Source organism: Kitasatospora sp. NPDC004745 (genome assembly GCF_042873275.1).
Taxonomy (GTDB): Bacteria; Actinomycetota; Actinomycetes; order Streptomycetales; family Streptomycetaceae; genus Kitasatospora.
Genome location: NZ_JBIALK010000006.1, coordinates 266,485 through 284,232, shown reverse-complemented (window position 1 = coordinate 284,232; position 17,748 = coordinate 266,485). Strand labels below are relative to the sequence as shown.

General features: G+C 75.0%; 17 protein-coding genes and 1 tRNA gene. 9 read left to right on the top strand and 9 right to left on the bottom strand.

The window, feature by feature from the left end; genetic code table 11:
* Nucleotides 1-26 precede the first annotated feature (26 nt).
* On the bottom strand, nucleotides 27-866 hold the full coding sequence (locus tag ACFYUY_RS14350) for an isocitrate lyase/phosphoenolpyruvate mutase family protein (protein WP_360205513.1): 840 nt from the start codon (nucleotides 864-866) through the stop codon (nucleotides 27-29).
* Nucleotides 867-987: 121 nt separating this feature from the next.
* On the opposite strand from ACFYUY_RS14350, the gene ACFYUY_RS14345 reads away from it, so the two are divergent.
* Together ACFYUY_RS14345 and ACFYUY_RS14340 are read left to right on the top strand one after the other, a co-directional pair.
* Nucleotides 988-2,046 (top strand): ArsR/SmtB family transcription factor, encoded by a 1,059-nt coding sequence (locus tag ACFYUY_RS14345; protein ID WP_387900681.1) that lies wholly within the window; start codon nucleotides 988-990, stop codon nucleotides 2,044-2,046.
* A 152-nt stretch (nucleotides 2,047-2,198) separates the two neighbouring features.
* On the top strand, nucleotides 2,199-2,873 hold the full coding sequence (locus tag ACFYUY_RS14340) for a Crp/Fnr family transcriptional regulator (RefSeq protein ID WP_030240972.1): 675 nt from the start codon (nucleotides 2,199-2,201) through the stop codon (nucleotides 2,871-2,873).
* 159 nt (nucleotides 2,874-3,032) lie between these two features.
* On the opposite strand, the gene ACFYUY_RS14335 is transcribed toward ACFYUY_RS14340, so the two are convergent.
* The 5 genes from ACFYUY_RS14335 to ACFYUY_RS14315 all read right to left on the bottom strand — a co-directional run bounded on the left by ACFYUY_RS14335 (nucleotide 3,033) and on the right by ACFYUY_RS14315 (nucleotide 5,769).
* A complete protein-coding gene (locus ACFYUY_RS14335; RefSeq protein ID WP_360205519.1) occupies nucleotides 3,033-3,866 on the bottom strand; it encodes an MBL fold metallo-hydrolase in 834 nt (277 codons plus the stop codon).
* On the bottom strand, nucleotides 3,863-4,036 hold the full coding sequence (locus ACFYUY_RS14330; RefSeq protein ID WP_360205521.1) for a hypothetical protein: 174 nt from the start codon (nucleotides 4,034-4,036) through the stop codon (nucleotides 3,863-3,865). Before ACFYUY_RS14330 ends, ACFYUY_RS14335 begins: the two co-directional genes overlap by 4 nt.
* Nucleotides 4,037-4,216: 180 nt before the next feature.
* On the bottom strand, nucleotides 4,217-5,083 hold the full coding sequence (locus ACFYUY_RS14325; RefSeq protein WP_360205524.1) for an NUDIX hydrolase: 867 nt from the start codon (nucleotides 5,081-5,083) through the stop codon (nucleotides 4,217-4,219).
* A gap of 63 nt (nucleotides 5,084-5,146) precedes the next feature.
* A complete protein-coding gene (locus ACFYUY_RS14320) occupies nucleotides 5,147-5,614 on the bottom strand; it encodes a RidA family protein (protein ID WP_360205526.1) in 468 nt (155 codons plus the stop codon).
* Complete coding sequence (locus tag ACFYUY_RS14315; protein ID WP_360205529.1) at nucleotides 5,611-5,769, bottom strand: hypothetical protein; 159 nt, start codon at nucleotides 5,767-5,769, stop codon at nucleotides 5,611-5,613. Before ACFYUY_RS14315 ends, ACFYUY_RS14320 begins: the two co-directional genes overlap by 4 nt.
* Before the next feature lie 240 nt (nucleotides 5,770-6,009).
* Between ACFYUY_RS14315 and ACFYUY_RS14310 the strand changes: the two genes are divergently transcribed.
* Together ACFYUY_RS14310 and ACFYUY_RS14305 are read left to right on the top strand one after the other, a co-directional pair.
* A complete protein-coding gene (locus ACFYUY_RS14310; RefSeq protein ID WP_360205532.1) occupies nucleotides 6,010-7,080 on the top strand; it encodes an ArsA-related P-loop ATPase in 1,071 nt (356 codons plus the stop codon).
* Nucleotides 7,077-8,327 carry an ArsA family ATPase gene (locus ACFYUY_RS14305; protein WP_387900677.1) on the top strand — a complete coding sequence of 417 codons (1,251 nt, stop codon included), beginning with the start codon at nucleotides 7,077-7,079 and terminating at the stop codon, nucleotides 8,325-8,327. Before ACFYUY_RS14310 ends, ACFYUY_RS14305 begins: the two co-directional genes overlap by 4 nt.
* 45 nt (nucleotides 8,328-8,372) lie before the next feature.
* On the opposite strand, the gene ACFYUY_RS14300 is transcribed toward ACFYUY_RS14305, so the two are convergent.
* Nucleotides 8,373-8,696: a WhiB family transcriptional regulator gene (locus tag ACFYUY_RS14300; RefSeq protein ID WP_030240986.1), complete on the bottom strand. Its 324-nt coding sequence runs from the start codon at nucleotides 8,694-8,696 to the stop codon at nucleotides 8,373-8,375.
* A gap of 424 nt (nucleotides 8,697-9,120) precedes the next feature.
* Between ACFYUY_RS14300 and ACFYUY_RS14295 the strand changes: the two genes are divergently transcribed.
* Nucleotides 9,121-11,499, top strand: a complete 2,379-nt coding sequence (locus tag ACFYUY_RS14295) for a transglycosylase domain-containing protein (protein WP_360205534.1) — start codon at nucleotides 9,121-9,123, stop codon at nucleotides 11,497-11,499.
* A 147-nt stretch (nucleotides 11,500-11,646) separates the two neighbouring features.
* Here the strand turns inward: ACFYUY_RS14295 and ACFYUY_RS14290 are convergent, their stop codons facing one another.
* Nucleotides 11,647-12,102, bottom strand: coding sequence for a GatB/YqeY domain-containing protein (locus ACFYUY_RS14290; protein ID WP_360205537.1), 456 nt, complete (start codon nucleotides 12,100-12,102; stop codon nucleotides 11,647-11,649).
* A 122-nt stretch (nucleotides 12,103-12,224) separates the two neighbouring features.
* On the opposite strand from ACFYUY_RS14290, the gene ACFYUY_RS14285 reads away from it, so the two are divergent.
* The 3 genes from ACFYUY_RS14285 (at nucleotide 12,225) to ACFYUY_RS14275 (ending at nucleotide 14,037) form a co-directional block, all read left to right on the top strand.
* The gene (locus ACFYUY_RS14285; protein ID WP_387900675.1) at nucleotides 12,225-12,836 is read left to right on the top strand and encodes a CGNR zinc finger domain-containing protein; all 612 of its coding nucleotides are present in this window, start codon (nucleotides 12,225-12,227) and stop codon (nucleotides 12,834-12,836) included.
* Nucleotides 12,837-12,918: 82 nt separating this feature from the next.
* Nucleotides 12,919-13,863, top strand: coding sequence for a metallophosphoesterase (locus tag ACFYUY_RS14280; protein ID WP_387900673.1), 945 nt, complete (start codon nucleotides 12,919-12,921; stop codon nucleotides 13,861-13,863).
* A 100-nt stretch (nucleotides 13,864-13,963) separates the two neighbouring features.
* Nucleotides 13,964-14,037 (top strand) — tRNA-Pro (locus ACFYUY_RS14275).
* A gap of 131 nt (nucleotides 14,038-14,168) precedes the next feature.
* On the opposite strand, the gene ACFYUY_RS14270 is transcribed toward ACFYUY_RS14275, so the two are convergent.
* Nucleotides 14,169-16,949: an AAA family ATPase gene (locus ACFYUY_RS14270; protein ID WP_387900671.1), complete on the bottom strand. Its 2,781-nt coding sequence runs from the start codon at nucleotides 16,947-16,949 to the stop codon at nucleotides 14,169-14,171.
* 265 nt (nucleotides 16,950-17,214) lie between these two features.
* Between ACFYUY_RS14270 and ACFYUY_RS14265 the strand changes: the two genes are divergently transcribed.
* Nucleotides 17,215-17,592, top strand: a complete 378-nt coding sequence (locus ACFYUY_RS14265; protein WP_360205549.1) for a nuclear transport factor 2 family protein — start codon at nucleotides 17,215-17,217, stop codon at nucleotides 17,590-17,592.
* The last annotated feature ends 156 nt before the right edge of the window (nucleotides 17,593-17,748 follow it).

Here is a 17,748-nt window from a genome sequence, read left to right as displayed (position 1 = left end):
CGCCGGTCAGCCCCGGTACGGCCCGTTCAGCCCCCGTACAGCCCGTTCAGGTCGCCGAACCCGAGCGCGCCGTCCAGCTCCCGCACCGTCCCGGGCCCGAGCAGTTCGGCGGCGGCGCGCCGGGCGGCGGTGTAGGCGAGCTGGGCGAGGCCGGTGCCGACGGTGACCCGCCGCACCCCCGCGGCGGCGAGTTCGGCGACGCCCGGCCCCCCGGCGACGGCCATCGCGTTCACCGGCAGCGGGGAGCGCCGGCACAGCTCGGCGAGCAGGTCGAGGTCCAGCAGCCCGGGGACGAAGAGGCCGTCGGCGCCCGCCGCGGCGTAGGCCCCGGCCCGGGCCAGCACGTCGTCGAGTCCGCCCAGCCCGAACAGGAAGACGTCCGTGCGGGCGTTCAGCACCAGCTCGGGGAGGCCGGCCGCGGCCGCCGCCGCCCGGGCCGCGCGCAGCCGCCCGGCCTGTTCGGCCACCGGGTGCAGCGGGCCGCCGACGGCGGTCGAGTCCTCCAGGTTGACGCCGACCGCACCGGCCCCGACCAGGGCCGTCACGGTCGCGGCCACGTCGGCGGGCAGCGGACCGTACCCGCCCTCGGCGTCGACGGTGACCGGCACGTCCACGGCCGCGACGATCCGGCGGGCCGCCTCGACGGCCTCCCCCCGGGCCAGCCGGTGGCCGTCCCCGCGGCCGAGCGACCAGGACACGCCACCGCTGGTGGTGGCGATCGCCGGGGCGCCGGCCGAGGCGATGACGGCGGCGCTGCCCGCGTCCCAGGCGTTGGGCAGGACGAGGACGCCGTCCGCGAGGAGCTCGCGCAGCCGCAGCGCCCGCTCGCGGGCCGGGTGGGCGTGGGTGGTGGTGCCAGTGGACATGCGGGATCTCCGTCGTCTTTCGGTGCCGTCCGGTGGTGCGTCCGTCCCCCGCATCGTCCGGCCCGGCCCGCAGCGCCCACCAGTGATTAAGCTGGGGCCGAATCTCCGGGGAGGGGCCCGTATGCGCACGGCACTGCACTTCTCCGCGAACGACGTGGCGCTGACCCGCTTCGCGGTCTCCCCGATGCAGGAGGTGGTCGGCGGTCTGCGCGCCCTCGCCGGGGCCGCCGTCCCCGAGCCGCACCGCCGCTGGGCCGAGCAGGTCCGCGGGCGGCTGGCCACCACCGGGCTGGACCGCGGCCGGCTGGCCGGGATGGTCCCGCACACCGGCCACCTGCCGGACTTCCTCAACCCCGCCCCGGCGGGGTCCTCCCCCACCCTGGCCGAGGAGCTGACGGCGATCGCGGCCACCGGCGCCGCCCAGGTCCGGGCCGACCTCGACGTCCTGGCCGCCGAGGCCGGCGGCCGCCTGCCGCCCGTCCTGGAGCCGCTGTACCGCGACCCGGCGGCACAGCTGCCCCGGCTCACCGCCGAGATCGAGGCGTACTGGCAGCTCGCCCTCGCCCCGTACTGGGCGCGGATCCGCACGCTGCTGGAGGCGGACGTGTTCCACCGCTCCCGGCAGGCCGCCGCGCAGGGCACCGCGCGGATGCTGGACGACCTGCACGAGACGGTCCGCTGGGACGGCACGGCGCTGCTCCTGGACCGGCGGCACTGCGCGGTCACCCGGCTGAACGCCGGGGCCGGGCTGCTGCTCCTGCCGTCCGCCTTCGTCTGGCCGCGGGTGCTGACCAGGGTGCTGCCACCGGATCCCCCGCAGCTGAGCTACCCGGCGCGCGGCGCCGCCACCCTGTGGGAGTCCCGGCCGGGGACGGCCGAGCGCTCGGACGCGCTGGCCGCGGTGCTCGGCCGGTCCCGGGCCCGGCTGCTCGCGGAACTGGACTCCCCGGCCTCGACCACCGAGCTGGCCCGCCGCACCGGGCTGTCCGCCGCCGGCGTCTCGCAGCACCTGACCGCCCTGCGCGCGGCCGGTCTGACCAGCGCCCACCGGGCCGGCCACAGCGTCCTCTACGCCCGGACGGCGGTGGGCGACGCGCTGTTCGATCCGGCCGACAGCGGGTTCGACCGGACCGGCGAGGCGTTCGACCCGGCGGTGACCGGGGGCCCGGCCGCCCGGTGACCCGGCGGTACGAATGGCCCCGCGCAGCACACCTCGGCGCACCCCCTCCTCATATGATCGGAGCGACATGCGCCATGCTTGGTGATGCAGAGCACTGTACGGAACTTGCGCCGGACGGCCCACCCGCCGGACGGCCGAGAAGGAGGAAGCACGTGGACGACGTTCTGCGGCGCGCCGCACTCTTCGCGGCACTCGACGACGAACAGGCCGGCGAGCTGCGCGCTTCCATGACCGAGGTCACCCTCGCCCGTGGTGAGTCGCTGTTCCACGAGGGCGACCCGGGTGACCGGCTGTACGTCGTCGCGGAGGGCAAGGTCAAGCTGCACCGCGCCTCCCCGGACGGCCGCGAGAACATGCTCGCCGTCCTCGGCCCCAGCGAGATGATCGGCGAGCTGTCGCTGTTCGACCCGGGCCCGCGCACCGCCACCGCCAGCGCGCTGACCGAGGTCAAGCTGCTGGGCCTGGGCCACGGCGACCTGCAGCCCTGGCTGCACGCACGCCCCGAGGTCTCCATCGCGCTGCTGCGGGCCATCGCCCGCCGACTGCGCCGGACCAACGACGTGATGTCCGACCTGGTCTTCTCCGACGTGCCCGGCCGCGTCGCCAAGGCCCTGCTGGACCTCTCCCGCCGGTTCGGCGTGCAGTCCGAGGAGGGCATCCACGTCGCCCACGACCTCACCCAGGAGGAGCTGGCCCAGCTGGTCGGCGCCTCCCGCGAGACGGTCAACAAGGCGCTCGCCGACTTCGCCGGCCGCGGCTGGCTGAAGCTGGAGGCGCGCGCGGTGGTCCTGATGGACGTCGAGCGGCTGTCGCGCCGCTCGCGCTGACGCTCCCGACGCCGCGAAGGGCCCGTCCGTCCGGACGGGCCCTTCGGCGTTCCAGGGCGCACCCCGCCGCGCGGGCGGGGCGGCGCGGGCCCGCGCGGGCGGGCTGGCGCAGGTGCCGGCGCGGCCTCGGCCCTGGTCGCGGATCAGCCCCGGTCGGGATCAGCCCTGGTCGGGGATCAGCCCGTGGTCCGCCAGGTACTCCAGCTGCGCCCGCACGGACAGCTCCGCGGCCGGCCAGAGCGCCCGGTCCACGTCGGCGTAGACCCGGGCCACCACCTCGGGCGCCGTCCGGCAGCCTGCCTCGACCGCGGTCTCCACCTGGGCGAGCCGGGTGGCCCGGTGCGCCAGGTAGTAGTCGACCGCGCCGAGGGCGTCGGCGAGCACCGGCCCGTGGCCGGGCAGCACCGTCCGCACGCCGTGCTCGGAGGCCATCGTGTGCAGGTGGCGCAGCGAGTCCAGGTAGTCGCCGAGCCGGCCGTCCGGGTGGGCGACCATCGTGGTGCCGCGTCCGAGCACGGTGTCACCGGTGAGGACGGCGCCGTCGGCGGGCAGGTGGAAGGTCAGCGAGTCCGAGGTGTGACCGGGAGTGGCGACCACCCGCAGGTCGAGGCCGCCGACGTCGAGGCGCTGGCCGTCGACCAGTCCCTCCGAGCCCAGCCGGTGGGCCGGGTCCAGGGCCCGCACCTCGGTGCCGGTGAGTTCGGCGAAGCGGGCCGCGCCCTCGGAGTGGTCGGCGTGGCCGTGGGTGAGCAGGGTGAGCGCGACGCGCTTGCCCAGCCGTTCCGCGTGGTCGATCACCCGGCGCAGGTGGCCCTCGTGCAGCGGGCCCGGGTCGATCACCACCGCGAGGTCCGAGCCGGGCTCGGAGAGCAGCCAGGTGTTGGTGCCGTCCAGCGTCATCGGCGACGGGTTCGGCGCCAGTACGCACAGCGCCCGGGGGGTGGCCTCGCCGCCGATGGCGGCGGCGGGGTCACCCGGCAGGAGTCCGCTCACCGGCCGCCCCCGCCGTCGCGGTACAGGGCCCTCAGCGGCAGCATCCGGACGATGGCGCGCTGGGCCAGGTCGGTGAACGGGACCGGGCCGTCACAGGCCGTGGTGCGGGGGGTCAGGCGGCGGGCGGGCATCTCGGGTGCCGTCCGGCGAGCCACGTCGTTGTGGGTCATCGGGCGTCGGTCCTCTCTCTGCGACGGTGCGTCGGGTCGTGCGGTGGGTCAGGTGGTGCGGTGGGTCAGGTGGTGCGGTGTCCGGCCGGCGGGCGGTGCGACGCCGGGTCCGGTGCTCGGTGGGGTGCCGCCGGGGTGACCGGGGTGCCGGTGGGGTGACCGGTCCGGCGCCCGGTGCGGTCAGGCGTCCTCGGGGAAGTCCCCGTCGATGGTCAGTTCGTCGTACCCGGGCCAGCGGACCGTCATCCGGTCGCCCCGGACCTCGGCCCGGCCCAGCACCGGCTCCAGCGAGCGCCCGGCGGCCGCGGTCAGCGCCTCGGCGGCCGAGCGCACCGGCGACAGCTCGCGCAGCACCGTCACGGTCGGCGGCAGCATGCCGAACCGGCCCTCCCGGTGGCCGCGGACCGCCTCGGCCGGCGTCAGCCAGGCCACCCGGTCCGCCTCGCCGACCTCCAGGGCGGCGCGCTGGCCGGCCGGCAGCACGGCCACGAAGAACCAGGTGTCGTAGCGGCGCTCCTCGAACTCCGGAGTGACCCAGCGGGCCCAGCCGGCCAGCAGGTCGCTGCGCAGGACCAGGCCGTGGTCGCGGAGGAACTCGGCGAAGGACAGCTCGTGCGCCTCCAGCGCGGCCCGCTCGGCGGACCAGTCGCGCGGCGCGGCGACGCTGTCGGCGTCCGGCCCGGCCAGCAGCACGCCGGCCTCCTCGAAGGTCTCGCGGACGGCCGCGCAGACCACCGCCCGCGCCGTCCGGGCGTCCACCCCGAGCCGCCGGGCCCACTCCTCGGGGGAGGGGCCGGCCCAGCCGGTCTCCACCTCGGCGTCGCGCGGGTCCACCCCGCCGCCCGGGTAGGCGTACATGCCGGCTGCGAAGGCCATCGAGGTGCGCCGGCGCAGCAGGTAGGCCTCCGGGCCGTCGGGGGCGTCGCGCAGCAGCACGACGGTCGCGGCGGGCCGGGGCACCGGCGGGGTCAGCACGCCGGAGTCGACCGCCCGGATCCGGGCAGGCCAACCGGGCGGCATCGGGAGCGTCGTCGCTCGATGGTCCATGCCCGGATGCTAAGCGCACGAAGGCGGGGTTGGACAGGCCCAACCCCGCCTTTCGTGATCACCTCAGGCGGTCTTGACGCGCACCTGGAGCTCGACCTCGACCGGGGCGTCCAGCGGCAGCACCGCGACGCCGACCGCGCTGCGGGCGTGCACCCCGGCCTCGCCCAGCACCTTGCCGAGGAGCTCGCTGGCGCCGTTGATCACGCCGGGCTGGCCGGTGAAGTCGGGGGCGGAGGCGACGAAGCCGACCACCTTCACGACCCGCTCGATCTGGTCCAGGTCGCCGATCACCGACTTGATCGCGGCCAGCGCGTTCAGCGCACAGGTCTGCGCGAGCTCCTTGGCCTCCTCCGGGGACACCTCGGCACCGACCTTGCCGGTGCTCGGCAGCTTGCCGCCGACGACCGGCAGCTGGCCGGAGGTGAACACGAACTCGCCCGAACGCAGGGCCGGGACGTACGCGGCGACCGGAGCCGCCACCGGCGGCAGGGTCAGGCCCAGGTCGGCGAGCTTCGCCTCGACCTTGCTCATGCGCTCTTCTCCCGCTTGAAGTAGGCCACCAGCTGCTCCGGGTTCGGGCCCGGCACGACCTGGACGAGCTCCCAGCCGTCCATGCCGAAGTTGTCCAGGATCTGCTTGGTGGCGTGCACCAGCAGGGGCGCCGTCATGTATTCCCACTTGGTCATGGCCAGACTCTAGACGAGCGGCCGCGGCGATCGGCGCCGCCGGCGGACCGGCGTGTGAGGTGGCCCACAAAGGGGGCATGATTCAGGCCCGGCCCCCCTGGTGCTCCGGGCATCCGGCGCGGTCCCTGGTTACCCTCGCGAGAGGGCACCCTGGTCACGGGGCGCCCCGCGAGAGGGCACCGCAGGACGGGCCGGCCGACGGAGCGGCCTCCGGCCCACGGAGACGGACGGAGAAGGAGCGTGGCACGCACCCCCGGCCAGGCGGCCCGGCGCGACCCCGACTGGGAGGGCGTCCGGCTGCACGTGGTCAGCGGCAAGGGCGGCACCGGGAAGACCACGCTGGCCGCGGCGCTGGCACTGGCGCTCGCCGCCGACGGCGGGCGGGTGCTCCTGATCGAGGTCGAGGGGCGGCAGGGCGTCGCCGAGCTGTTCGGGATCGCCGCACTCCCGTACGAGGAGCGCCGGATCGCCTCGGTCTCCCGGACCCAGCTGGGCCTGCCGGCCGGTGGCGGGGCGGGCGAGGTGTTCGCGCTGGCCATCGACACCGAGCTGGCGCTGCTGGAGTACCTGGAGATGTTCTACAAGCTCGGCCGGGCCGGAAAGGCGCTGCAGAAGGTCGGCTTCGTCGACTTCGCCACCACCATCGCGCCCGGCGTGCGGGACGTCCTGCTCACCGGGAAGGCCTGCGAGGCGGCCCGGCGCAAGGGCCCCGACGGCCGCCGACGGTACGACGCCGTCGTGATGGACGCGCCGCCGACCGGGCGGCTCACCCGCTTCCTGAACGTCAACGCCGAGGTCGCCGGGCTGGCCCGGATCGGCCCGATACACACCCAGGCGCAGGCCGTGATGCGGGTGCTGAAGTCGCCGGAGACGGCGGTGCACCTGGTCACCCTGTTGGAGGAGATGCCGGTGCAGGAGACGGTCGACGGCTTCGCCGAGCTGCGCGAGGCCGGGCTCCCGGTGGGCGGGGTGCTGGTCAACATGGTCCGGCCGCCGGTGCTGGACGCCGCCGCCGTGGCCGCGGTCGACGGGGACCACCGCGAGGAGGTCGCCCTGGCGCTCGGCGAGGCCGGGCTAGGAGGGCGCTCGCGCCGCCCGGAGACCGTCCGGGCCGCTGTGGAGCCGCTGCTGGACCCGCTGCTGGAACAGGCCCGGGAGCACGCCGAACGCGTCGAGCTGGAGCGCGAACAGCGCGCCGACCTGCAGCAGCTGCGGCTGCCAACGTACGAACTGCCGCTGCTGGGCGAGGGCGTGGACCTCGGGGGGCTGTACCGGCTGGCGGCCGAACTGAAGCGGCAGGGGGCGGCGTGACGAACGGCGGAACGACCGGCAGCGGAACGCGCGGCGGCGGGGCGACCGGCGGCACGGCGGCGAACGGCGGGGCGGCCGGCGGAGGCGGCGGCGTCCGGGCCACCGGCAGCCGGCTCGCCGTGGACGCCCTGATCGACGACCCGGGGACGCGGATCATCGTCTGCTGCGGTTCCGGCGGCGTCGGCAAGACCACCACCGCCGCGGCGATCGGACTGCGCGCCGCCGAGCGCGGCCGCAAGGTCGTGGTGCTCACCATCGACCCGGCCCGGCGCCTCGCCCAGTCCATGGGCCTGACCGAACTGGACAACACCCCGCGGGTGGTCAAGGGCGTCGCCGGGGACGGCGAGCTGCAGGCCATGATGCTCGACATGAAGCGGACCTTCGACGAGGTCGTGCTCGCCCACGCCGAGCCGGAGCGGGCCAGGGCGATCATGGAGAACCCGTTCTACCAGTCCCTGTCGGCCGGCTTCGCGGGCACGCAGGAGTACATGGCGATGGAGAAGCTCGGGCAGCTGCGCGACGCCGAGGAGTGGGACCTGATCGTCGTCGACACCCCGCCGTCCCGCTCGGCGCTGGACTTCCTGGACGCGCCCAACCGGCTCGGGTCCTTCCTCGACGGCCGGGTGATCCGCATCCTGACCGCCCCGGCCAAGGTCGGCGGCCGCAGCGCGATGAGGTTCCTCAACGCCGGCATGGGCCTGCTCACGGGCACCCTGGGGAAGATCTTCGGCGCCCAGCTGCTGACGGACGTCCAGACCTTCGTCAGCGCGATGGACTCGATGTTCGGCGGCTTCCGCGAGCGCGCCGACCGCACGTACCAACTGCTCAAGGCGCCGGGCACGGCGTTCCTGGTGGTGGCCGCGCCGGAGCGGGACGCGCTGCGCGAGGCGGCGTACTTCGTGGACCGGCTCGCCGCCGACCGGATGCCGCTGGCCGGGCTGGTGCTCAACCGGGTGCACGGTTCCGGCGCGCCGCAGCTCACCGCGGAGCGGGCGCTGGCGGCCGCCGAGGCACTGGAGGAGAACGGCTCGGAGCACTCCTCGCCCGAGGCCGAACAGCTCGCGGCGGGACTGCTGCGGCTGCATGCCGAGCGGATGCAGATCATGGGGCGGGAACGGCGCACCAGGGACCGCTTCGTCTCGGTCTACCCGGACGTGCCGATCGTGGAGGTCGCCGCGCTGCCGGGCGACGTGCACGACCTGGACGGCCTGCGGGCGATCGGGGACCGGCTCAGCGGCGCCGCGTAGGCGCCGGTCCGGCCGGCCCGGCCGGGCACCGCCCCGGTCGGGCGGTCAGCCCGCCTGGGCGTAGTCGGTCAGTATCACACCGGTGGCGAGGGACTCCTCGTACTCGGTGCGGGCCGTCTCCAGCAGCCTCCGCCACGAGATGACCGTCGGGCGGCGGCGCAGCAGTGCCCGGCGCTCGCGTTCCGTCATCCCGCCCCAGACTCCGAACTCGACCCGGTTGTCCAGCGCGTCCGCGAGGCACTCCGTGCGGACGGGGCAGCCGCTACACACCGCCTTCGCGCGGTTCTGCGCGGCCCCCTGGACGAACAACTCGTCCGGATCACTCGTGCGGCAGGCGGCCTGCGCACTCCAGTCGTCAACCCAGCCCATCCCGGCGCCGTCCTCTCCCGTATTCGAGGCTCCCCCACGGCGGCAACGGCATATTCACCGTTGCCAGTTGAGGACGTTACGGAAGAACGACAGCTTGCAACAGCCCCTTCGGGCTCAATCTCGAATGACCCGATTGGACTATGGGTATCGGTCAGCTCACTCGTTGGAGTGATCGCAGGTCGCAAGCCTTGCCAAACACGCCGAGGCCACTCTCGCCACGCGCGTCGCTACGGAGCGCTACCGCCCACAGGTGCACAGCAGGCCACAGCTGCCTCAAAACCCACCCAAGAAAGGGCAATTCGGGCAAGTCTCCGCACTCACAAGAGTGAATGATGTTGACGCACCGAAGCTGTCGCAAGCTTGTGACAAGCCTAGGCGAACACCTGCCCCTATGTGCGGGATTCGGGGACGTAGGGTTCTCCTCATGGCACCGAAGCGCCCCCAGGCACCCCAGCCCCCAGGCAACCCCGGAGCTCCGCGCGGCAAGCGCAGCGGATCACCGCTGGACTTCGCGGGGCACGGAGTGAAGTTCCTGGGCGTCAGCGTGCTCTCCGGAGTCCTGCTGGCAGGCCTCGCCCTGCCCGCCGTCGGCGCCATCGGGCTGACCGCCAAGGACACGGCGGAGAGCTTCGAGAACATCCCCGACGACTTCAAGACCCCGCCGCTCACCCAGGCGACCCAGATCTTCGACGCCAAGGGCGGGCTGATCGCCAAGGTCTACGAGCGCGACCGCACCGTCATCACCGCCGACCAGATGTCGCCGTTCATGCGGCACGCCCAGGTCGACATCGAGGACGCCCGGTTCTACGAGCACGGCGCCGTCGACCTCAAGGGCGTGCTGCGCGCCATCAGCAAGAACGCCGAGAGCGGCACCGCCTCCCAGGGCGCCTCGACGCTGACCCAGCAGTACGTGAAGAACGTCAACGTCGAGAAGGCCGGCGACGACCAGGCCGCCGTCCTGGAGGCCCAGCGCAAGACCCTGGGCCGCAAGATCCAGGAGCTCAAGGTCGCGATCAAGCTGGAGGAGGACCTGACGAAGGACCAGATCCTCACCAACTACCTCAACATCACCTTCTACGGCCACCAGGCCTACGGGGTCGAGGCCGCCTCCCAGCGCTACTTCAGCAAGAGCAACAAGGACCTGACCGTCGCCGAGGCCGCCACCCTGGCCGGCATGGTGCAGAACCCGTCGTCCTTCGACCCGGTGCGCTACCCCGACAACACGGTCAAGCGCCGCAACGTCGTGATCGACAAGATGCTCGAGAACAAGCACATCACCGCGGACCAGGCCAAGGAGGCGAAGGCCGCCCCGCTGGGTCTGAAGTACAAGGACCCGCAGAACGGCTGCATCACCGCCCAGGCCGGCATGGGCTTCTTCTGCGACTACGTGCGCCACGTCGTCAAGCAGGACCCGGTGTTCGGCAAGAACGCCGCGGACCGCAAGAAGCTGTGGGACACCGGCGGCCTGAACATCTACACCACGCTGGACCCGGACAAGCAGGCCGCCGCCCAGGCCGCCGTGACCAACCCGAAGAAGGTCCTCGTGACCGACCCGGTGTCGGCCGCCGCGACCATGATGGAGCCCGGCACCGGGAAGATCCTGGCGATGGCCCAGACCCGCCCGTACGGCCTGGACCCGAACAAGAACCAGACCGTCGTCAACCTCAACGTCGACGCCTCGATGGGCGGCGGCAACGGCTTCCAGACCGGCTCGACCTTCAAGCCGATCCTCGCCGCGGCGGCCCTGGAGTCGGGCATGCAGCCCACCCAGCCGTTCCCGTCCGAGAACAAGATCGACTACCCGAACATGTCCACCTGCTCGGGCACCTGGAAGAACACCGACAAGCCCAAGGCCACGGTGAAGAACGAGTCGCCCAGCGAGGTCGGCCCGTACGAGCTGAAGGAGGCGATGGCCCGCTCGGTCAACACCTACTTCGTCCAGATGGAGCAGCAGGTCGGCCTCTGCGCGATGAAGCAGATGGCCAACAAGCTGGGCATCACCCAGTCCGCCAAGGGCGACCCCTTCCAGGAGGTCCCCTCGATGGTCCTCGGCACCCTGGAGCTCAGCCCGCTGACCATGGCGAACGTCTACGCGACCTTCGCCGCCCGCGGCAAGTACTGCACCCCGGTCGCGATCACCAAGATCTCCACGGTCGACGGCAAGGACGTCAAGGTCCCGCAGTCCAGCTGCAGCCAGGCCTTCTCCGAGAACACCGCGGACGCGCTCAACACCGTCCTGCTCAACGTGACGGAGAAGGGCACCGGCGCCTCCCTCGGCCTGGAGGACGGCCGCCAGATCGCCGGCAAGACCGGTACCACGGACGAGAAGAAGGCCGCCTGGTTCAGCGGCTACACCCCGTCCCTCGCCACCTCGGTCTGGCTCGGCGGCCCGGCCGGCGGCGTCAAGATGAAGAACATCAAGATCGGTGACACCTACTACGGCAGCGACGGCGTCTTCGGCGCCACCGGGCCGGGCCCGATCTGGAAGCTCGCCATGGACCAGGCCCTGCGCGGCACGCCCAAGGACCAGCTGCAGACCATCAACATCCCGGACCCGGCGCCCAAGCCGGACCCGAACGCCACGCCGACCGGCGGGGCCACCCCGCCGGCCGACCCGAACGCCCAGCCCGGCGGCAACCCGCCGCCGCCGGCCGGGAACCCCGGCGGGAACAACGGCGGCGGCCCCGGCGGCAACCCCGGCGGGGGCAACAACAACGCCGGCGGGATGATCGGCGGCGGGTTCACCTTCCCGCCGGGCGTCATCGGCGGCAACGGCGGCAAGCACGGCGGCAACAACGGCTGAGCACCGACCGGGCGGCCGAACGGCCCGGCCCGGTGAAGGCGCCGCACGGTGAAGGGGCGCCCTCCGAGATCACTCTCGGAGGGCGCCCCTCGTGGTTCCGGCGGCCGCCCGGGACGGCCCGGGCGGCACCGGGCGGCCCGGCGGGGATCAGCCCGTCAGCGCGGCCTTCACCGCGGCGGCCACCCGGCCGCCCTCGGCCAGGCCGTCCACCTTCGGCTTCACCAGCTTCATCACGGCGCCCATCGCCTGCGGACCGGTCGCGCCGCTCTCGGCCACGGCGGCCGCCACGATCGCCGTCAGCTCCTCGTCGGAGAGCTGCTTGGGCAGGTACCCCGCCAGCAGCTCGCCCTCCGCCCGCTCCCGGGCGGCCTGGTCGGCACGGCCGGCGGCGTCGAACGCCTCGGCGGCCTCCCGGCGCTTCTTCGTCTCACGGCCGATCACCTTGAGCACCTCGGCGTCGGACAGCTCGCGCTTCTCCTTGCCCGCCACCTCCTCGCTGGTGACGGCGGACAGCGTGAGCCGGATGGTGGACGAGCGCAGCTCGTCCCGGTCCCTGATGGCAGCCGTGAGGTCCTCCTGCAGCTGCGCCTTGAGCGTGGTCATGGCCCCGAGTCTCCCACCTGCGGAGTTCACCCGCTTGCCATTAACCGGGATCGCGGGTCGCGGGCGGGCCCGGGCGCCGGATCCGGACCCGGCGCCCGGGCGTAACCGCCTAGCCTGGTTACATGACGGACGGAGACCGGACCACCCCCGCCGGACTGACCCTGACCACCGCCCGGGGCACCGCCTTCCGCTTCGACGCGGGCGCCCTCTGCCTCGAACTGCTCACCACCGGAGGCCCCGGCCCGTACGCCCGGCACGAGGCCCTGCACCAACCGTCCGACCTCGCCCGGTGGCTGCCCCGCTCCCGGCTGCGGCTGCCCGCCGGGGCCGTCCGGATCGACGCCGACCAGCTCGCCGCCACCCGTACCCTGCGCGACGCGCTCTGGCGCCTCACCGCCGCCCGCGCCCACGCCCGCCCCGGCGCCGCCGACGACTACGCCGTCCTCAACCGGGCCGCCGCCCACCCGCCGCTCGCCCCCCAGATCGCCCCCGACGGCACCGCCGCCGCCCCGCTGCCCGCCGACGGGCACCAGCTCGCCGCCACCTTCGCCCGGGACGCCATCGCCCTGCTCACCGGCCCCCACGCGGACCGGATCCGCGCGTGCGCGGCCGCCGACTGCCGGCTGGTCTTCGTCGACACCTCGCGCCCCGGCCGGCGCCGCTGGTGCTCGATGGAACGCTGCGGCAACCGGCACAAGGTCCGGGCCCTGCGGGTCCGGCGCACCCGGGAATGACCCGCGCCCGACGGGCCGACCCGGGCCTCCCACCGGCCACCGGGCGTTCACCGGCTGATCCACCGTCTGAGAGCATGGGGCGATGCGACCGCTGTACTCCGTTCCCCTCGGCTTCGCCGCCGCCGGCGCCGCCTGCCTCGCCTACTCCGTCGGGTACGAGGTCCGTTCCTTCCGGCTCCGCCGGGTCGAGGTCCCCGTCCTGCCCCACGGCGCCCGGCCCATCCGGGTACTGCAGGTCTCCGACATCCACATGGTCACCGGACAGGGCAAGAAGCAGCGCTGGCTGAAGAGCCTCGCCGGGCTCCGCCCCGACCTCGTCGTCAACACCGGGGACAACCTCTCCGACCCGCTCGGCGTCCCCGCCACCCTCGACGCGCTCGGGCCGCTCATGGAGTTCCCCGGCGTCTACGTCTTCGGCTCCAACGACTACTACGGCCCGGCCCGCAAGAACCCCGCCCGCTACCTCCAGGCGATGCGCAGCGGCGACCACGGCCTGAACAACGCCGACGGCAGCGCCCGGCGCGGCATCACCGGCGCCGTCCACAACCCGTGGGAGAAGCTCCGCGACGGCTTCGACTCGGCCGGCTGGCTCGACCTCACCAACACCCGCGGCCGGCTCACCGTCGGCGGCCTCGACCTCGAGTTCACCGGACTCGACGACCCGCACATCCGGCGCGACCGCTACAGCGAGGTCGCCGGCGGCCCCTCCGCCGACGCGGACCTCTCGCTCGCCGTCGTCCACGCGCCCTACCTGCGCGTGCTCGACGCCTTCACCGCCGACCGCTACCCGCTGATCCTCGCCGGGCACACCCACGGCGGCCAGCTCTGCATCCCCTTCTACGGCGCCCTCGTCACCAACTGCGACATCGACACCCGGCGGGTCAAGGGCCTCTCCACCCACCAGGCCGGCGGACGCCGCTCCTACCTGCACGTCTCGGCCGGCTGCGGCACCAACCGCTACACCCCCGTCCGCTTCGCCTGCCCCCCGGAGGCCACCCTCCTCACCCTCACCCCGGCCCCCCGCTGACCTGCGGCGGACGCCCGCCGAGAACCGGATTTCGTGTCTCGGCGAGCGTCCGGTAGAGTTCTACTCGTTGCGACGGAGACAGAGCAACGAAACGCAGGACCGGGGTGTGGCGCAGCTTGGTAGCGCGCTTCGTTCGGGACGAAGAGGCCGTGGGTTCAAATCCCGCCACCCCGACCCAGTGCAGAGGCCCTGCCGGAGAAATCCGGCAGGGCCTCTGTCGTCGTTGCGCGACCGACAGCATGACTGTGGCTCAGGGCCCCCGCCGGACGGATCCGGCGGGGGCCCTCGGCGTGGGCGGGGCCGGGTCAGAGCGCGGCGGGGAGCTCGGCGCGCGAGGTGATGCCGAGTTTGGGGTAGGCCTTGTAGAGGTGGTGGGCGACGGTACGGGGGCTGAGGAAGAGTTGGGCGGCGATCTCCCGGTTGGTGAGGCCGCGGGCGGCCAGGCGGGCGATCTGGAGCTCCTGGGGGGTCAGCGGCGAGGCGTGCGGGGTGTCGGCCGGGGCGGGGGCCGGGGCGCCGGTGGCGGTGAGTTCGGTGCGGGCGCGGGCGGCCCAGGGGTGGGCGGCGAGGCGTTCGAAGGTCTCCAGGGCGGCGCGCAGCTGGGGGCGGGCGTCGGTGCGGCGGCGGGAGCGGCGCAGCCACTCGCCGTAGAGGAGGGCGGTGCGGGCCTGTTCGAAGGGCCGGTTCGCGGACCCGTGCAGGTCGAGGGCGGCTCGGTAGGCGGACTCGGCGAGCTCGTCGGGGCCCAGGAGCGCCTGGCAGCGGAGCCGGAGGGCCTCCGTCCAGGGGCGGTCGGCGGCGGCGCTCCAGCGGGCGAAGCGCTCGTAGGCCTCGGCCGCCCGTTCCGGGGTGCCGAGCCGGACGGCGGCCTCGACGAGGTCGGGGACGGCGCGGGTGGCGCTGACGTGGTGCCGGTGCGGCCCGCTGGTGAGGGTGTGCAGTCGGTCGGCGGCGGCGCCGGCCCGGCCGTGGCCGAGGTCGAGCAGGGCGAGCGCCCAGTGCGCCCAGGGGAGGCCGGCGGCGGGGGCGGCGGTCTGCGGGCCGGTGGTGGCCAGGGACTCGGCGACGAGCCCGGTGCAGCGGTCCTCGGCGCCGTCCAGGGCGGCCAGGTAGGCGAGCAGCGCGGTGAGTTGGCTCACCCACTGGTGCTGCCCGGTGTCCCGGGCGAGGGCGAGCGCCTCGGTGGCGGTGAGCTCGGCGTCGCGGTGCCGGCCGTGGAAGAGTTCGGCCTCGGCGAGGAAGAACTGGAGGGTCGGCATCACGCCGACGGCGCCCTTGGCGCGGGCCTCGGCGACGAGCTCGCCGCCGAGTTCGGCGGTCTCCTCGTCGCGGCCGAGGATCAGGGTGGCGCCACAGAGCTGGACGAGGTCGGCGGGGGACTCGGCACCGGCCCCGCGGGCGGCCGCGGCGGTGTCGCGGGCGGTGGGCGGCTGCCGGCGGGCGGGGGCCGGGTGGCCGGGGCCCGGGTGGCCGAGGGCGGGGAGCACTGCGGCGGGCAGGTGGCGGGCGAGCGGGGTGAGCGGGTCGTCCTCGGCGAGCGGTAGCGCGGCCAGCCGGTCGAGGACGGCGACCACCGGCTCCTCCCCCGCGTACCAGGCGGCGTGGAAGGCCTGGAACAGCATCCGGGCGGCGTGCGGCGCCGCGACCCCGGTGGCGGCGTCCAGCAGCAGCCGGTGGGCGGTCGGGTAGGAGCCGCGCCAGAAGTGCGCGGTGGCCCGGACCTGGTCCAGCAGGGCGTGCGCCAGGGCGCTGTCGGTGCGTCCGCCGGCCTCCTCGGCGAGCGCCTCGGCCTGCGCCAGCCTCCCCTCCTCGGTGGCGGCTTCGGCGGCCAGGACGAGGCGGCGGGTGGCGCCGTCGCGGTCCGGGGTGAGCCGGGCAGCCCGCTCGTACGCCGCGGCCGCGCCGTGGGCGCCGCGGGCCCCGGCGCGGACGGCGGTGCGTTCCAGGGCGTCGGCGAGGGCGGCGTCGGGGGCGGTGGCGGCGAGGGCGAGGTGCCAGGTGCGGCGGTCGCCGTCCGGGAGCGCCCCGGCGACGGCCCGGTGGGCGGTCAGTCGCTGGTGGTGCGGGGCGCGTTGCAGGATGGCGGCGCGCAGGAGCGGGTGCCGGAAGGCGATCCGCCGGTCGGGCGCGACCGTCACCAGGCCCGACTCCTCGGCGGGGCCCAGGTGTTCGGCGGGGACGCCGAGGGCGGCCGCGGCGGGCAGCACGACGTCCAGTTCGCCGCTCTCCTCGGCGGCGGCGACCAGCAGCAGGGTCTGGGTGGCCGGGGGCAGTCCGGTCACCTGGCCGTGGAAGGCGATCAGCAGCCGGCTGGTGAGCGGCAGGCCGCCCGGGGCCGGCGACGGGGAGCCCGCTCCGGCCGTCCCGGCCCCGGCGGCGGGCGTCTGCGCGGCCACGGCGACGGGGAGTTCGGTGAGGGCGAGCGGGTTGCCGGCCGCCTCGGCGAGCAGCCGGCCGCGGACGGCGGCGGGCAGGCCGGGGCCGGCCCGGTGCTCCAGCAGTCGCACGGCGTCGGGCGCGGGCAGGCCGGCCAGGTGGACCTCGGGGAAGCCGGTGGCCGGGAGGTCCGGCGCGGTGCCGCCGGTGCGGGCGGCGAGCAGCAGGGCCACCCCCTCGGCCTGGAGCCGGCGGGCCGCCAGCAGCAGGGCGTCCAGGGAGGCGCGGTCCAGCCACTGCAGGTCGTCGACGACGCACAGCAGCGGCCGTTCGGAGGCGAGTTCGGCGAGCAGGCCGAGGGTGGCGAGCCCGGTCAGCAGCCGGTCGGCCGGCGCCGGGGCGTGCCCGTCGCCGAGCCCGAACGCCGCCTCCAGCGCGCGTCGTTGAGGGGCCGGCAGGACCTCCAGCCGGTCCAGACCTGGCGCCAGCAGCAGGCTCAGGCCGGCGAAGGGCAGCTCGGCCTCGTACTCGACGCCGGCCGCCCGGACCACCCGGAACGCCTCCCCCGCCCGGGCGACGGCGTGCTCCAGCAGCGCGGTCTTGCCGATGCCCGGCTCCCCGCGGAGCAGCAGCACTCCGCTCCCGCCGCCGCGCGCCGTGGCCAACAGTCCGTCCACGGCAGCCTGTTCGTGTTCCCTCCCGTACAGCATCCCCCGACCCTACCGAGCGGGGACCGGGGCGGCGCGGGCGGACGGGGACGGTGCGGACGGGATCGCGACGGGCGGCGCGGGCGGGGACCGGGATCGCGACGGGCGGCGCGGCGGCGGCGACGGGCCGCACACCTACGTACCCCGCAGCGCCGGGTTACGCACCCCCTTGCCGATACGTGACCGATTCGCCCGCGCTGGCCCGTCCCTACCGTGGTGTGCAGCGGGAACGACCGCCCAACACCCCACCGGAACACGGGAGATGACCATGACCGAGATCACCGCCGGCACCCTCCAGCAGCTCGCCGAGCGCTACCTGGCCGTCTGGAACGAGACCGACCCGGCCGCCCGCCGCAAGCTGGTCGACGAGGTGTGGGCCGAGGACGGCGGCTACACCGACCCGCTGGCCGCCGTGACCGGCCGGGACGCCGTCGACGCGCTGATCGGCGCGGCCCAGGCGCAGTTCCCCGGGCTGGAGTTCACCCTGGGCCCGGTGGACGCGCACCACGACGTCGCCCGGTTCACCTGGCTGCTCGGACCGGCCGGCGCCGAGCCGGTGGTGATCGGCTTCGACGTGCTGGTCGCCACGCCGGACGGCCGGATCGGCGCGGTGTACGGCTTCCTGGACCGCGTCCCGGGTGCCTGACGCCGACCCGGACTCCTGACGGACGCCGGCCCGCGCACCCGACGCCGGCCGTGCCCCGACAGCCCGGGCGCCCCACCCCGGCCGGGGGGCCCGGGGGCGACCCCCACCGCCCCCGGGCGCCACGCCCCGCCCCCGCCGACGCCCCCTGGCCCTGCC

Excerpts from the sequence above, each read along its gene's own strand:
- ACFYUY_RS14350 (WP_360205513.1), bottom strand. The coding sequence starts at position 866 with ATGTCCACTGGCACCACCACCCACGCCCACCCGGCCCGCGAGCGGGCG.
- ACFYUY_RS14345 (WP_387900681.1), top strand. The coding sequence starts at position 988 with ATGCGCACGGCACTGCACTTCTCCGCGAACGACGTGGCGCTGACCCGC.
- ACFYUY_RS14330 (WP_360205521.1), bottom strand. The coding sequence starts at position 4,036 with ATGACCCACAACGACGTGGCTCGCCGGACGGCACCCGAGATGCCCGCC.
- ACFYUY_RS14325 (WP_360205524.1), bottom strand. The coding sequence starts at position 5,083 with ATGGACCATCGAGCGACGACGCTCCCGATGCCGCCCGGTTGGCCTGCC.
- ACFYUY_RS14320 (WP_360205526.1), bottom strand. The coding sequence starts at position 5,614 with ATGAGCAAGGTCGAGGCGAAGCTCGCCGACCTGGGCCTGACCCTGCCG.
- ACFYUY_RS14315 (WP_360205529.1), bottom strand. The coding sequence starts at position 5,769 with ATGACCAAGTGGGAATACATGACGGCGCCCCTGCTGGTGCACGCCACC.
- ACFYUY_RS14300 (WP_030240986.1), bottom strand. The coding sequence starts at position 8,696 with ATGGGCTGGGTTGACGACTGGAGTGCGCAGGCCGCCTGCCGCACGAGT.
- ACFYUY_RS14295 (WP_360205534.1), top strand. The coding sequence starts at position 9,121 with ATGGCACCGAAGCGCCCCCAGGCACCCCAGCCCCCAGGCAACCCCGGA.
- ACFYUY_RS14290 (WP_360205537.1), bottom strand. The coding sequence starts at position 12,102 with ATGACCACGCTCAAGGCGCAGCTGCAGGAGGACCTCACGGCTGCCATC.
- ACFYUY_RS14285 (WP_387900675.1), top strand. The coding sequence starts at position 12,225 with ATGACGGACGGAGACCGGACCACCCCCGCCGGACTGACCCTGACCACC.
- ACFYUY_RS14280 (WP_387900673.1), top strand. The coding sequence starts at position 12,919 with ATGCGACCGCTGTACTCCGTTCCCCTCGGCTTCGCCGCCGCCGGCGCC.
- ACFYUY_RS14270 (WP_387900671.1), bottom strand. The coding sequence starts at position 16,949 with ATGCTGTACGGGAGGGAACACGAACAGGCTGCCGTGGACGGACTGTTG.
- ACFYUY_RS14265 (WP_360205549.1), top strand. The coding sequence starts at position 17,215 with ATGACCGAGATCACCGCCGGCACCCTCCAGCAGCTCGCCGAGCGCTAC.